Origin of the sequence: Paenibacillus kribbensis (genome assembly GCF_001705305.1) — a bacterium.
Lineage (GTDB): Bacteria > Bacillota > Bacilli > Paenibacillales > Paenibacillaceae > Paenibacillus > Paenibacillus kribbensis_B.
This window is the reverse complement of sequence record NZ_MCBP01000002.1, coordinates 312,923-327,245: the sequence shown is the minus strand read 5'-3', so window position 1 is coordinate 327,245 and position 14,323 is coordinate 312,923. Positions and strand designations below refer to the sequence as shown.

At 41.6% G+C, this 14,323-nt stretch carries 14 protein-coding genes; 13 read left to right on the top strand and 1 reads right to left on the bottom strand.

All coding sequences use genetic code 11. The features are described from left to right. Nucleotides 1-145: 145 nt before the first annotated feature. The 7 genes from BAZ21_RS04720 (at nt 146) to BAZ21_RS28835 (ending at nt 8,604) form a co-directional block, all read left to right on the top strand. Nucleotides 146-1,393, top strand: coding sequence for an NADase-type glycan-binding domain-containing protein (locus tag BAZ21_RS04720; RefSeq protein ID WP_256019830.1), 1,248 nt, complete (start codon nt 146-148; stop codon nt 1,391-1,393). 24 nt (nt 1,394-1,417) lie between these two features. Then, nucleotides 1,418-2,608, top strand: a complete 1,191-nt coding sequence (locus BAZ21_RS04715) for a hypothetical protein (protein WP_068497563.1) — start codon at nt 1,418-1,420, stop codon at nt 2,606-2,608. Continuing rightward, complete coding sequence (locus tag BAZ21_RS04710) at nt 2,595-3,827, top strand: hypothetical protein (protein ID WP_256019827.1); 1,233 nt, start codon at nt 2,595-2,597, stop codon at nt 3,825-3,827. The genes BAZ21_RS04715 and BAZ21_RS04710 overlap by 14 nt, the downstream gene beginning before the upstream one ends. A gap of 65 nt (nt 3,828-3,892) precedes the next feature. After that, entirely contained in the window at nt 3,893-4,966 is a 1,074-nt protein-coding gene (locus BAZ21_RS04705) for a hypothetical protein (RefSeq protein ID WP_084011518.1), read from the top strand. Between the two features lie 17 nt (nt 4,967-4,983). Further along, nucleotides 4,984-7,014 carry a DUF4163 domain-containing protein gene (locus BAZ21_RS04700; protein ID WP_068497562.1) on the top strand — a complete coding sequence of 677 codons (2,031 nt, stop codon included), beginning with the start codon at nt 4,984-4,986 and terminating at the stop codon, nt 7,012-7,014. Between the two features lie 20 nt (nt 7,015-7,034). Further along, nucleotides 7,035-8,429, top strand: coding sequence for a hypothetical protein (locus BAZ21_RS04695; RefSeq protein ID WP_068497561.1), 1,395 nt, complete (start codon nt 7,035-7,037; stop codon nt 8,427-8,429). A gap of 28 nt (nt 8,430-8,457) precedes the next feature. Then, nucleotides 8,458-8,604, top strand: a complete 147-nt coding sequence (locus BAZ21_RS28835) for a hypothetical protein (protein WP_176718097.1) — start codon at nt 8,458-8,460, stop codon at nt 8,602-8,604. Nucleotides 8,605-8,891: 287 nt separating this feature from the next. Here BAZ21_RS28835 and BAZ21_RS04690 read toward each other — a convergent pair whose 3' ends face one another. Then, the gene (locus BAZ21_RS04690; protein WP_068497560.1) at nt 8,892-9,239 is read right to left on the bottom strand and encodes a hypothetical protein; all 348 of its coding nucleotides are present in this window, start codon (nt 9,237-9,239) and stop codon (nt 8,892-8,894) included. Nucleotides 9,240-9,318: 79 nt separating this feature from the next. On the opposite strand from BAZ21_RS04690, the gene BAZ21_RS04685 reads away from it, so the two are divergent. The 6 genes from BAZ21_RS04685 (at nt 9,319) to BAZ21_RS04660 (ending at nt 14,318) form a co-directional block, all read left to right on the top strand. Beyond that, nucleotides 9,319-10,761, top strand: a complete 1,443-nt coding sequence (locus BAZ21_RS04685; protein ID WP_068497554.1) for a lipase family protein — start codon at nt 9,319-9,321, stop codon at nt 10,759-10,761. A 41-nt stretch (nt 10,762-10,802) separates the two neighbouring features. After that, on the top strand, nt 10,803-11,099 hold the full coding sequence (locus tag BAZ21_RS04680; protein ID WP_068497553.1) for a WXG100 family type VII secretion target: 297 nt from the start codon (nt 10,803-10,805) through the stop codon (nt 11,097-11,099). 29 nt (nt 11,100-11,128) lie between these two features. Beyond that, nucleotides 11,129-11,440 carry a hypothetical protein gene (locus BAZ21_RS04675; protein ID WP_068497551.1) on the top strand — a complete coding sequence of 104 codons (312 nt, stop codon included), beginning with the start codon at nt 11,129-11,131 and terminating at the stop codon, nt 11,438-11,440. A 355-nt stretch (nt 11,441-11,795) separates the two neighbouring features. Beyond that, nucleotides 11,796-12,140 (top strand): DUF2294 domain-containing protein, encoded by a 345-nt coding sequence (locus BAZ21_RS04670; protein WP_068497549.1) that lies wholly within the window; start codon nt 11,796-11,798, stop codon nt 12,138-12,140. A 175-nt stretch (nt 12,141-12,315) separates the two neighbouring features. After that, nucleotides 12,316-13,389, top strand: a complete 1,074-nt coding sequence (locus BAZ21_RS04665; RefSeq protein ID WP_068497547.1) for an ABC transporter substrate-binding protein — start codon at nt 12,316-12,318, stop codon at nt 13,387-13,389. After that, nucleotides 13,389-14,318, top strand: a complete 930-nt coding sequence (locus BAZ21_RS04660; protein WP_068497545.1) for a nucleoside hydrolase — start codon at nt 13,389-13,391, stop codon at nt 14,316-14,318. The genes BAZ21_RS04665 and BAZ21_RS04660 overlap by 1 nt, the downstream gene beginning before the upstream one ends. Nucleotides 14,319-14,323: the final 5 nt, after the last annotated feature.

The following is a 14,323-nucleotide window of genomic DNA, read 5'->3' as shown; positions in this document are numbered from 1 at the left end:
TGCGTTGCTCGTTATAATATTTTCCATTCTATGCGGCTGCATGCAATCGAGTAAAAGCCAAGTAGTGCAAGGTCTAAATGAAGACCATAGTTCAGTCCCGCAGTCCAAGAAACTTCCTCCAGCAAAAAGGTCCGTAAATTGGCTGTTGTTTGAAGCGGAAAATGGAAATATGCCCATGGAATATCTCGCTGATATGGATGATCCTACAGGCAATACCTATATTGATTTGTACGACATTATAGGCAAATTACATGCAAGTGAAGGTGAAACGTATCCTGAATATGAGTTGTATCTGGCTGGGTTCTCGGATGATGGCAGGCGTATTGCTTTATTTAGAGAGTCGCAGGATTTGAATTATTTAATCATCAAAATCTTTGATTTATCTACCACTAAGAAAATGTATGAATTTAAGGTGCCGAATAGGGACTACGCTGTTATGTCTCCTGACTTACGCAAATGTGTTTACACAGATGATGCTGCCTTTTTTTATTATATGAACCAGGGACAGAAAACTAAAGCATTAGGGCAATTAAATGATGGTCACTATCTCAATCTTCCAGTGTTCTCGCCTGACGGTAACCAATTTGCCCTTGTAGATAGTAACCATAATGTATTGATTTATGACTTGTCCAAGAATAAGCAAATTCAACAAATAAAACCAGGGATAGCAGGACTACAGGTCGAACAGTGGCTTTCTAACGATCAATTGGTTCTCTCTTCCTACGAGAGGGATAAGACATATATGTTGGATATCAGGACTGGGAAGAAGAAGTTGCTAATGAAAGCCACAGAATCTCCTGTTATAACTTCGGATAACCACAGGGTTGCTTATTTGAACTCGAAGGGTGAAATGCAACAACGAGACATCCAAACAGGTCTGCCTATAAAATACTCCAATGTATTCCACAGGATAGGCTATAACGTGTCCCCTACACAATGGGTACAGACTACAACGGATTTGATGAAATATCGAAAAAACATCACGGCACAGAAAATTATTGCTTCATCTATACTCCCAGATCAAGCAGGCAATTCCTATGCTGCCCGAAACATCATGGACGGAGATGCGAGCACAGCCTGGTGTGAAGGGGTTAAGGGAGACGGGATTGGGGAGTGGATCAAGATTGATTTTGGCTCTATGCAAGAATTAAAGGGGTTTGAACTCATCAATGGTCTAGCTAAGTCATCTAATGCTTTCCAAGCAAATAATAGAGTTAAACGAATGAAACTGGAGTTCTCGAATGGGCAGACCATGATGGTAGATAATGATTTTTTAAGTAACGGATTTCCTGATGGTGCCGTTCATACCTCATTTGTGAAAATAACGATTGAGGCAGTAGAGAAAGGAACCAAGTATCACGATACATGTATGTCGGAGATACGATTCTTCTAAGTATTCTAACAAAGGAGAAGTCATATGAAGTGGAAAGAACCAACGTTTGGTGCAACACCTATGTTGAAAGCTTTAACTGCAGCTAATGCGAGCAGGAAAGCAAAGGCCTTTGATCTGGTAGCTGAACAGAAGAAACAAAAACTGAATTATCCCGACTGGGCTCAGTCCTGGTTGCGAAAATACAAAGAGGATTGGTATATCGCTCAAGCCAACGGTGACGAAGTCGGCATGCGTAAAGCACAAAAGCTGGCGGAAGGACTTCGAAGCAAGCTCCGCGAAATGGCGACGATGCCCAAGTGGGCCCAAGAGCAGATGCAAAAAGAAACCGTCCGTTGGATGACCGCCGAGGCATGCGGGAATATCAGGGAAAAGCTGGCTGCTGAGAAGGCGGGACAAGCCATACGAGAGAAGCTGGGTCTGATCGACACTACTGATAAGGCATCACCAGAAGTACCCGTTACCACCGAATCGAAAGATGAACCTACAAAAACGAACGTAAAGACTCCGGCTGGAAAATGGATACCTGCTGAATTCCAGTATAACGGTAGTTCTAAAGCTGAGAAAACATTTAAAAGACGCTCATTAAAATTCACTAAAATGCAATGGAATCAGGAAAAGATACACGGTTTGTGGGAAGCTACAAAAAAGATACAAGAAACGTATGACATTCAGATTGATCCTCGTTTTTTGTTAGCAATTATTATTCAAGAAGGAACTGGCAGTTTTAACACTAGTAGTACAAATAGGGCAGCAGATGGTGAACATGGTGCTGAAACTAATTATGCTAAAGATTTGATGAAAGCCAATAGCTTAATATTTGGAAAAATATTGGGCTATATATACTATGGTCAGGACTTCAGAAAGGCCGTAGTGAAAAACAATAAATTGAGTGGTATTACGGGTAAAGGAAACGTATTTCAATATTGTAATTGGATCACACCGATCATTAGAATGAAATCAAAGCAAGTTGATTGCGGGGAATACGCTAGTGATAACCATTGGGGTGAACATGTGCAGGAAGTTTACAATTTATTTAGTGGGAATGAAGCTTCTAACTATGAACAATATCTGTTGAGTCTCGATAAAAGTGTAACTCAGAAAATTGCTGCATCCGAAGGTATTAAGCTTCCTAATGTTAATTTTAAACCTGTGCAAAATGGTAACGATAGCAAAAAGAAACGTACGGGAGAGTGGACAATCGTTGGTAAACGATAACTATAATGAGAAACGAGGAAAAGATATGTACAGGCAAAGCTACGGTTATCTCATTATGATGCTTGTAATGATATTGGCGTTAACTGCATGCAGTTCTTCGTCTATCCATGATTATAATAGTGGGGATACAGCTACCACTAAAGTTAAGCAAGAAAGCACTGGCTACTATCCAGATAAAAAAACAGATAAAGCCAAAAATGTTGTATCTGCCGATCCTAAACCCCTTCAGGACGAGGACTTTGAAATTTCTTATCGGTCGCACAAGATTGATAAAAATACGGACATTAAAGAACTTATTCGTAAGTGGGGTTATGGTGAAGGATACGATAACTTCAATCGGGGGTATGTTAGTGGGAATGGAACATATAGAAGATGGAGCTTGTCTTATCCTAACTATGAAGATCCAGAAATTGATTTTGTAGTCTTATCTAAAATTGAACTTGAAGGGGAGGAGCTAGTTGATGGTGAAAGTTATCTAGTAGCCGTGAGCTTGGAAAACCCCAAGTTTAGAACCAAAAGAGGATTGAAGATTGGTGATACCCTTGGTAAAGTGCTACAACTTTACGGTCAACCAAGTACCATAACAAATAGAAGTCTGGTTTACTCCAAAAATGGCCTACATTTGAATATTTATTGGGATACTAAAACAGAGAAAGTAGATAATATTTTTATCGAATATAACATGGAGAAATCCATAAAGCAGCAACGTAGTGCTGATTATGTAGATGAAGATGCTCAGCCCGACCCTGATCTGGAACCATATACTATCCAAAAAGAACAATCGTTTACCACCACTCTTAATGGATGGGGAGAAGTAAAGTTTATATCCACTTTAAAAGATGAGGACACGAATGATCTGATACAAGCAAAGTTTTTTTTGGAAGCTAACAGCGAGAAGTATGTGGAAAACAAGATTTTATACGAGTTCCCCGAATTTTATGGTAATAACGGTAAGATGATTGACAGGATCAAAGCAGTAAGCTTTAAGGATTTAAATCAGGACGGGCGTACGGATATTGCCATAATTGCGGATTATATCACCGGAGTTAATGCACACGGAATAGAGACACTCCCTGTCGCGGGGATTTACTTTCAGAAAAAGGACAATACGTACACTACCTTGCCTGAATTGGATAAGAATATCAATCAAACAGGCCACAACCGAACACTTCAAAATGTCATTCAATATGTGAGCAAACAACGAATAAACGTGCAATAAGTAATGTAAGAAGGGAGTTTTGTGAAATCAATTTTGTAAAACAGCATACAACACTATTGTTAGCAATGTTAATTAGCCTGCTATTGAATGGATGTGCGGAACAACAAACGAACGAAAAGCAGCACACAATTGAACCTATGAACCCTGACGCTCAAGTGATGGAGCATAAGGCTGCGACGGAACCAGAGTCTGCTGATCAAGAACGAGATAGTCATATCGATAATCCAATAAATAAAAGATATAGTGCTCACGCTACAGTTCCTAACGCATTAGATCAGTTTATAAAGAAAATTCAACCCCAGGATGAGCAGCTTCATAAAATATTAAAAGAAGATTTGGATCGTGATGGAAAGCCGGAATACGTGCTTGCTTTTGGGTTGGAAAAAGAGGAAATTGACAACATATTTGTAATCCGGGAGGATGCCGGCTATCACATTATTGATAAATTAGAGGACCCTGTTATAGTTGTGCATCTAAATACAGATGTGAAGATCATGAAGTTGGATTCAACAGATCGAAATTTCATCGTAGTATATTCCACTAGCAAAGAGGATGATGGAGAAGGATTTTCTATATTTGCTTTAGACCATAACCGAATTAACAACCTGAATTACAATTATCCAGAAGCAACAGGGCAAGGAAGCAGGAAGCTGGAGGATATTAATAAAGATGGTATTTTTGAGGATGTGAGTTACTACCGTTTTCAGGATACTCAACAACATACGATAATGACTTATCAAAAATTCGACAGGACTGGACCAGAGAAATTAAAAGTACTATATGAGAATAAAAATAAGAAATTTGCATACCCCACGGTTCCTAAAGATATTATTCGAAATTATTTGGAGGATCATTATCTTATGAATCGCTTCTTGATACACTTGCCTGAAATGGCGGAGTTCACTGCTTTGTCAGCAAGTCCCCCCCAAAATTTTGACGATATCATAGATTTTTCCGCTATGGACTATACGGGACTAGATCTGAATATAAGAGAGATTGCTAATGAGGCTAATCAGCGGACGTTTTTGGTAAGGAGTAGCTCAGAAGAAGAGGAAACAAGCCAAGGACTTGTGTTTACGTTGGAAAAGCAGTCGGGCAAGTGGAAGATTATGAGCATAGAGATAAACGATAAATTATAGAGAGCGTGAAATGCAGCATGAATCACTTAAAGGGCGGTCGTATTTGCTGCGTCCTGTTAGTACTAATTTCCTGTGTAGTAATGAACGGATGTACGAAAGAGAATGATTCTTCAATAACAAAAACAAATCATGCGCTTTCTCTCCAAAATGAAGCCCAAACGATTTCCTATTCGAAAAAGTTGGACGCGTTAGTACAAAAAGTCCGTATAGTCAACGATGAGAATGTGGATTCTGATGCCAGACAAAAAAAGATTGAGGAGTTCACACAGGAACTTAATTTGTTGTTAAACGAACCAGAAAGTGTAGAGATGAATGATGGAGAATTAGTAGAAAGATTTGATAATGAACTTACTATCTTAACAAAATCGTTTCAGATAAAAAGTGGGCAGCTAAACGTTAGAGTTGTGAATTATAGAGCACCCACTACGGTGACAGGTACAATCGGAGGAAAATACACATTTATTCAGTGGTGGAGTACGAAGGAACTTGTACATGCCCAGATGCTTGAGGATGACGGGCCAGAATTAGCTACAGATTTTATCGTTCGGGATTCAGACCAGGGAATACAGTTGTTGTTGGGGGGATATGTTTCAATATATCATCCAGACCCCGTATTTATTGATTTGTGGGAATTATCCGAGCAAAAGTGGAAGCAGAAAAGCATAGATGTAGGTAAGATGAAGCTCCCGGATTTGTGGGAACTGAACAAGGATATGAATGAGCCTATTATTTTTGAGAATCGACAACGTGGTAGCATGAGTATCGAGGTTTTAGACCACGGCGATGGTTTCTTAATAAACAGTGATGATTCTGAACAGAACATTATCATTGAGTTCTCCAAAAGCGGAGAAGTCCATATTGATTCTGCGCATAGCATCAGCTCAAATACTCATATTGATCAGCAAAGCTATGAACTCATTCAAGAGAAATATTCGAGAAACGGAATCGATATTAAATATCCTCAAATTACGAAACTTGAAGATGCTGCAAAGCAGAAGTCTTTAAACCAAATTCTTAAGACTGAAGCTTTAAAAGGATTACACGAATACGGAGATTCTGATTCTGGAGTTCATCTCGAAATTGATTATGAGATTAAACGGCAAAGTGAACGGTTCTTGAGTATTCAATATACGGGTATTCGTTATGTGAAGAAGGCAGCCTATCCTAATCATATTTTTTATACGACCAACTTGGATATGAAGCAGGCTTTAAGATTAAGATTGAGTGATCTGGTAAAGGTCGAAAAACCTTTTTTAGAGCTTTTAAAAAGCGGGAAATTCACAGCTGTAGAGCCAGAGCAAAAAGATTTACTCGATAATTTTACTCAAGATGGGTTAAATCAATGGTTAACAAGCGCAGATGTATCGGAAGGTGACTCAGCCGAGGAGTCAGAAATAGATACGTTTAGTTACCTTACAAGTGATTCCCTGGGATTTAGTATTCCTGTGGCTCATGTAGCAGGGGATCATGCAGAGTATGAAATTCGTCTTCAACAAATTCCAGATGGCATTAAGCAAAATAAGGAATTATGGCAAGAATTAAACCCTGTTGTTGATCAATCTGCTTCTGTTGCTTACGGGGGAAGATTGGATACCAATCAATATGAAGTTGAAGAGTCACAGTCTTTTCGAACCACTTTCCAAGGCTTTGGGAAAGTACAGTTTGTATCTACTTATGGATATACGGAAGGTTTTCGTAAGTACTTCTTCTTTCTATTAAATAAACAAGGGCATATTTTATATTCATTTCCTAAGTTCTACGGGAACAATGAGTGGGTTGCATTTTATGGAGGCGTAAAAGCGGTAGCTTTCAAGGACGTAAATAACGATGGTTTGAAAGATGTTATCATCATCGCCAATGTGGATAACGGGATTGGGGGGGCTGATAGAATTGACCCTTTTCCTATAGCAGGTATCTACTTTCAGAAGAAAAATAAAACCTTTACCACGCTGCCTGCACTGGATCAGGCCATCAATGATAAGGGACATAATCAAACCATCAAGGATGTCATTCAATACGCAAGCAAACAACGGATAAACGTAAACTAACCGACCAAAGGAGCAGAAACATGGGATATCCAATCATCAAGCATAACGGAGCTGTTTTATCTCTTCAAAATCCGAAGGTTAAAGTTGTACAGAAAATGAATGAGCATGTGAAGGTCTTTTTGACGGGTGTGTTAAACGGTACACAAATGGAAGAGTACACAACTCATATGGATGCAGGCGCCAAGCTGGTTATTTCTTATGTGAATGATGATCATAAACAGATTGTGTTGTTCAGGGGATTAACCACGCAGATCCGAATCAAGCTGGTGTCCAATGTAGCTCATTTGGTCGCTGAAGCTGTGTCCTATACAAGCCAGTTGGATGAAGTGCCTCACCGACAATCCTTTCAAAATGTAAAGATGAAGCTGCAGACATTGCTGGAGCATGTGCTCAAATCCTATCCTAAAGCCAATTGTACGAGCCAATTAAAGGATCAGCTTTTACAGGAATTTACGATGCAATTCGATGAGACGGACTGGTCGTTTCTGAAACGTATAGCGTCTCGACTTGGCTGGGGATTGATACCTGATCCGATAGGAGAAAAACCTCAGTTTTATTTTGGATTGCCCGACGGTATAACGAAAGGTGAGCTAAAACAGTATAACTACTCCATGACCAGAAAGACCAAACCAGGGGCAAGCAAGGACGAGGATCTTTTGTATTATAAAGTGCAAACAACAGGGGCCAAAGATGTCCTGCTACAAATCGGGGCCGAGGTTAAATTCAAAGGAAAGAACTTGTGCGTTTTGCAGTCTGTTGCGTTTATAAGGCACAGTACCTTGTGGCATGAATATGTGCTAACAACGGCCGATGGAACGAAGCAGGAATTGATTTTAAACGAGAACATTCGTGGCATCTCGTTAAAGTCCAAGGTAATTGGAATCGAGCAGGACCATGTGAAGGTTTTCTTTTATGAAATGGATAAGGTAAAGCCGAACGTCAAGGAAACCTGTACTTTTCCAACGGCTACATTTTATACATCGGAAGGGAATACGGGATGGTACTGTATGCCAGAGCTGTTTGACTTTGTAGATATCTACTTTCCGACCCCTAAAGAAAAAGACGCCATTGTAACTCACTCGATCCGCAAAAGATCCAAAGGGGGCGACTTTATTAAGGACCCTTCAACGAAAATATTTATGACGAAGTACCGCAAAGCGATTATATTTGAGAAAAATGAAATTTTAATCACCGGGAACGACGATGAAGTGGTGATTCGACTGCTGGATGACCATGGGATCGAACTGCGGAGCAAGAAAGATATCCGTGTAAAAGCCGATGGCAATCTGGTGTTCAATGCGGGTAACACAATACAAGTCACAGCGAAAGATGCCATCGGTTTAAAATGTAAAACGAGTCTGGTAGAAATGGATGGTAACATCAAAATGACTGGAGAAAAGATAAAGACGCAATAATTAAATCCATCATGAGAGGTAAATAGTCATGGCTAAAGTAACTACTGGAGCAATCGTGAATGAGCAGCCACCAACCCAGGAAGATATGATTCAAGAATGGAAACGTAAAATAAGCAGAGGCGAATATCCTTTTATTCATGTAAATCAGGATAGTACCAAAAGTGAAGAACGGTAAATGTGTCTTGTGACGACTGGAAAAGGCTCCTAAGGAGCCTTATTTGCGTTTACCTATGTAATCTTCTACTAACATACGGTTACAAAGACCTATTCAACAGAAACTATGTACTAAGACCAGATATACGATATTCAATGACTTTATACTTATTTTTCCTCTCGGCTATATCCCTCGTAAATAGGATGCACTATAATAATACTACTTCTTAATATGGGAAAAATTAGACTTTAATATCGGCAGCAAGCTATCCTGACCTAGAAAAATAAAAGGTTTGTGGAGGGCCCTTCTCAGGAAGAAGGGGACTTGTATTTGGGAATCTCACTGTCAATGAACCAATCCGGCCCGGAGACATCAATGACTTCTTTCGTTTTATAGTTATAGTAAATTGTAATTTTGCTGTCTTCGTGACCTTTAATGTATCCATACAGATATATCCTTGAGTGGATGGCCGGGTCATCTACAGTATAATCCTTTAATATGAAATCGGCGTCATAGTGTTCTTTGATAAATTTCACGCCGATAGGAGTAGCGACATCTACTAATTCTTTTTTTTCGTTGTTAGACAAGTTGGAACAACCTCCTAAGTACATAACCATTAAAATAAGTGCCAGAATTAGTGGGGTTTTTCTGTTCAAGTTACAATTCTCCTTTTCTGGTAATCATCTTTTTCATAACTCTATAATATATTTACATAATAGACAAGGTGGGAATGATTTGACTTTCATTAGTGATAAAACATATTGGACCATTGCGGATAGAATATATGACCGGGAGTTGACTGCTAAAGACTCAAAAAGCAGGGTTGTTCCTGACTGGAAGATTGTTGAACCTGAAGGGGCGATGCTGCATGACACCAATGGTTCAGGTTTTGATGCGACGGTTTTTTATAACGAAAAAACCGATCAGGTGATTATAGGTTATAGAGGTACTGAGCCGCCTGATCGTCCAAAGTGGAGTGTGGCGATGGACTGGGGGACCGATATTAACGATGTCGTGGGTGGTCGTGCGAAAACGTTGGAGGAAGTCCATCAATATTATGAAAATAACAAGGGAGAGGTGGACAAACTCCCGCCACAAGTGCAAAGTGCATTTCATCAATATGAGGCACAGTACCAGAATAATCAATTTACACAAGCTCAAAATCTGTATGATGTAGTGAAGAAGCAGTATCCCTCTGCTGAAATATCTACCACAGGCCATTCTCTGGGAGGAGCGGAGGCAGAATACGTTGCGGTGCGGAACGGACTGTCCTCGGTCAGTTATAATGCACCAAGCATTGTACATTTGTTACCGGATGATCTTCAAAAGAAGGTGGAAAACGGAGATTTTCAAAAGACGAATGTCGCTTATGTCAATCCGAAAGATACCATCGGTTCGGGAGCTAAGGATGCAAAGCCGCATGTTGGTACGACCTACTTTATAAATAATGATTATAAGACCGCTAATGAAGCCAAATTTACTATTCCTGTTTCGTTACCGATCAAAAGAGAAAATAAGTGGGCCGACTTTTTTTTGGGACCCAAATGGTCTCCCATTGTTTACGTCCCGATTACGCTGCCTATGATGCAACAAGATCCCGTTACAAAGTTCTATAATTCGATAATGGGGGAAACAACACATAGCATGGATTATTTTTCATTTAATGCAGATGGAAATATCAGCAATCCATTGTACACGATGGACGGACAACTGGTAGAGGGCAACCCACGATTACAGGCATACGAGCAAAGGCTTGCGGCGGAGGCAAAATTCAAGGAAGTTATGGGCGATTTGGTTGAACGATACGGTGGTCAAATGGGTGCCTTCGGTCAGCTTGCTGCTACTGCACTGGGAGTGAATATCATGGGGGGAGGACAACGCGGAGCTTACTTTGTAGGCAACAAAAATGGAGGCACAATTCAATTAACACCAGAGGAGCTAAAGCATGCGGCTAATCAGATGCGTTCCAGCTTGCATGGGTTTTCCAGCGATACCCGAGCATCCATCCAGTTATTTCAGGCTCATATTGGCACCAGTGAAAGTCAGTCTTTGACCCCGATTGCGCATAGTGCGACGGCGACGTTGGATCGGATTAATCGCTGGTATCAGGAATCAATTACGGAGATCGCGGAGTATATAGATCGCAAGGGCCAGGAATTTACGATGGTGGATCAGTAAATAGATCATCAACTGGAAGAACACAACAGGAGGCACAAGAGATGAGCAGAATATCTTTGAGCCCGGGGGATCTGCGGAGGGCTGTACAGCAGTGCGAACAGCTAAAGCAAAGACTTCAGCATCAAGAGCAGCAGATGAGAAATATATATGGTCGTCTGCAAGACTGGCGGGGCGAATCGGCTGTTGAATTAACACGTAAAATGGAGGTATTTCTCCAGGGAACAACTGTACGAATACAAGAACTGGACGAGCATAAAGAGCAGTTGAAACGTTATATTCGCAAAATGGAAGAAGCAGATCGACGGGAAGAGAAACGCAAACGTGCTGCTCAATGGTGATAGGCAATCGCAATAGTTAGGAGAACATCATGAAGAATCAAAACGCATTCGTTATTTTACTTATATTGAATATTGTTTATGGCTTAACGTTATTAGCCTATCCGGTCATGCTGATGCTGGCTGTATTTTCCTTTGATGCACCGACAGCCGGTGATCACCTGATCAGTTATATTTTTGTCTATATCCTGATGAGCTACCCGTTAGGAGTATTCATATCATGGAGCTGTTGGTATTTTTATCATCGTTATGCTTTTAAGAAGGCGTATATTATAGCGAATTTTATGCTGCTGTGGCCGGCTGCCCTTGTAGTATCCTCATGGATTCAATCAGCTTTTTCATAAAGAGTCTCCAGTCCAGCGCAGTTAGCTACATATTATAAAATAAACCGTACACCGTGGGGAGGACTCCAGCGGAGTACGGTTAAATGTGCTTGGAAAAAATGATGTATTCAAACCACTTATATAGTAGAAGAGAAAAATTTATCCTCCCGGAATGGCGACGAAAAAGGTGGTTATGATATCTCAGACCAAAAAACGCGAAAATATTCTAAAGCTCTACAAAGTTCGACATATTGTTCGCTTTTTCGCATCATATGTTATTGAATCAGGGATTATGATTGCTATTTATCCTATATTTATGTATAATCTATCGTGTTGAAAGATTGATTGTACGTAATATGCTGATGAGGGTGGGTTCATGACGCTGCTCGACAGTAACGAAAGCAAGAAGCGGATGTGTCAGATTTACAACGAAATTTCAAAGGAACTGTTCGGCTTCGGGACCACGCTGCTGCGGGCCACCGTTGAGAACAACATAGTTACCTTTGTGGCGAAGCACCGGCGTTCTCCACGCTCGGCGGCATTGGAAGTGGAAGCCCCCGGCTTGAAGCTGGAAGTGGATTTCCGAATGTCCATGCTGTATAAGAAAAGACTTCGCGAAAAGCTGGTTGAGGATATGGGGCTCGATATTGAAGCTTTACTGCGCGATTACGATTCAGCGACGCAGTGGGCAATCACGAACATCATACTGAAGGAATCCTAATACAATTGGATATTCGGCTTTTCGCTTCGGATCTATCTGAGGGGAGAACCTGTTATAACGCGCAGCGGGATCAACTTATTCTTTGTTTACGAAGAAAAGTATTCTTGTTTTACAAGAGTACTTTTCTTTTTTGTGTCATTAGGTGTGAAGAATTAACAAACAGGGGGAGTTTCTAATGAAAAAATGGTTTAAAGGATTCGTGGCTGTGACCTTGGCATCTGTGGTACTGGCTGGTTGCGGCAGCAATGCTACTGGCGGTCAGACAGATGGAAAAGATAGTTCAGCTGATGGGAAAAAGAAGCTGGTCATTTCCACGTGGGGCTTTTCCGAGGACTTTTTCAATAAAGAAGTGTACGAGCCCTTTGAAAAGGAACATAACGTAGATATTGTCGTGGAAATTGGAAATAACGCAGAGCGGTTGAACAAAATCAGTCAAGGAAGCACGGATGTCGATCTGATCTATCTGTCCGATTATTATGCTCAACAGGGGATTCAGCAAGGATTGTTTGAAAAGCTGGATCGCAGCAAGGTGCCAAACTTGAATCAAATCTATGATATTGCGAAAGCACCGCTGGGCGAGGATTATGGCCCTGCTTATACGGTGGGCCGTCTCGGCATTGCCTACAACCCGGAATTGGTGAAAAAGAATGTGACCTCTTGGGCTGACCTGTGGGGCAGTGAGTTCAAAGGAAACGTGACTCTGCCGAACATTACAGCAACAGCTGGACCGATGATCGTAGATGCAGCCTCCAAGGTAGCGGGTAGTAAGGAGTTTAATGAAGACCAGGCTTTCGGGAAGCTGAAAGAGCTGAGCCCGAATATCGTTAAGTTTTATAGTAAAACATCCGAGTTCGTCAACATGTTCAGCCAGCAGGAAATCGCAGGCGGACCGATTATGGAAATGTACTTCAAAGATTTGCAGGCGGCTGTGCCAGGAGCGAAATTTGTAGCTCCAAGTGAAGGTGCTTATGCAGTAATGAACACGATTAATGTAGTGAAAGGCTCCGACCAAAAGGAGCTGGCTGAGGAATTTATCAACTGGCAGCTGAGTAAGGAAGTTCAAGAAAAGTCTGCCAAGGCGAAGGTGGATTCTCCGGTGAACACGCAAGTGGTACTGTCCGGTGCTGATACAGAAGGAATTACGTACGGTGCAGATGTGGTGAACAAGCTGACCAAGCTGGATATGAAATTCGTTAACGACCATATTAAAGCATGGACAGACCGCTGGAACCGGGAAGTTACACAATAATGAAAAAAGTCATATTAGATGTAGATACAGGTATTGATGATGCGTTAGGTATTTTACTGGCGGCCAAAAGTGGTCAGCTGGATATCCAGGCGATTACTACGGTGTGTGGCAATGTTTCGCTGAAACAAGCAACATTGAACACATGCAAAATCCTCGACCTTTTGGATAGACCGGATATTCCGGTTTATCGGGGGGCCGAGGCACCGTTAATACGTAAAGGGCTGCATGAGCACCGTGTACATGGAGAAGACGGGATCGGTGGCGCATTGAGTAAAGTGATCCCCGCCATATCGGAGTCCGAAGGTTTTGCTCCGGATATCATCATTGATACGGTGATGGCTCATCCGGGAGAAGTGACGCTCATTTGCACCGGTCCGCTCACCAATCTGGCGCTGGCGTTGCTGAAGCGTCCTGAGCTGACGGAACGCGTCGATCAAGTTGTTTTTATGGGCGGAGTTATTCACGGCTGCGGCAATATTACGCCTGTGGCCGAATACAACATGTATGCCGACCCTGAAGCGGCGCGGATCGTATTTCATGCCGGATTTAAACGGTTGGTACAGGTTGGACTGGATGTAACACGGAAAGCGCTGTTGACAGCGGATCATATTGCCCGCCTGACCCATCCGGCCATTCGTAACTATGTGGCTGAAAGCACAGCCGTCTACACCAAACGATATGAGGAACGCAACGGGGTCAAAGCATGTGCGCTTCATGATCCGCTTGCCGTGGGCGTCGCGCTGGATTCGAGGCTGGTAGAAACCTCGCTGCTGTATGTCGACGTGGAAACCTCCAGCCGCTTATGTGATGGACAAACGGTGGGTGATGTGCAGAACCGTCTCAATCATAGACCCAACATGAACGTGTGCGAGCAGGTGGATAGCGAAGCTTTTCTGGAATTATTTATCCAGGTGCTGAACAAGGAATAATATTT

Coding starts and splice junctions, on each gene's coding strand:
- BAZ21_RS04715 (WP_068497563.1), top strand. CDS start 1,418: ATGAAGTGGAAAGAACCAACGTTTGGTGCAACACCTATGTTGAAAGCT.
- BAZ21_RS04705 (WP_084011518.1), top strand. CDS start 3,893: ATGTTAATTAGCCTGCTATTGAATGGATGTGCGGAACAACAAACGAAC.
- BAZ21_RS04700 (WP_068497562.1), top strand. CDS start 4,984: ATGAATCACTTAAAGGGCGGTCGTATTTGCTGCGTCCTGTTAGTACTA.
- BAZ21_RS04695 (WP_068497561.1), top strand. CDS start 7,035: ATGGGATATCCAATCATCAAGCATAACGGAGCTGTTTTATCTCTTCAA.
- BAZ21_RS28835 (WP_176718097.1), top strand. CDS start 8,458: ATGGCTAAAGTAACTACTGGAGCAATCGTGAATGAGCAGCCACCAACC.
- BAZ21_RS04680 (WP_068497553.1), top strand. CDS start 10,803: ATGAGCAGAATATCTTTGAGCCCGGGGGATCTGCGGAGGGCTGTACAG.
- BAZ21_RS04675 (WP_068497551.1), top strand. CDS start 11,129: ATGAAGAATCAAAACGCATTCGTTATTTTACTTATATTGAATATTGTT.
- BAZ21_RS04670 (WP_068497549.1), top strand. CDS start 11,796: ATGACGCTGCTCGACAGTAACGAAAGCAAGAAGCGGATGTGTCAGATT.
- BAZ21_RS04665 (WP_068497547.1), top strand. CDS start 12,316: ATGAAAAAATGGTTTAAAGGATTCGTGGCTGTGACCTTGGCATCTGTG.
- BAZ21_RS04660 (WP_068497545.1), top strand. CDS start 13,389: ATGAAAAAAGTCATATTAGATGTAGATACAGGTATTGATGATGCGTTA.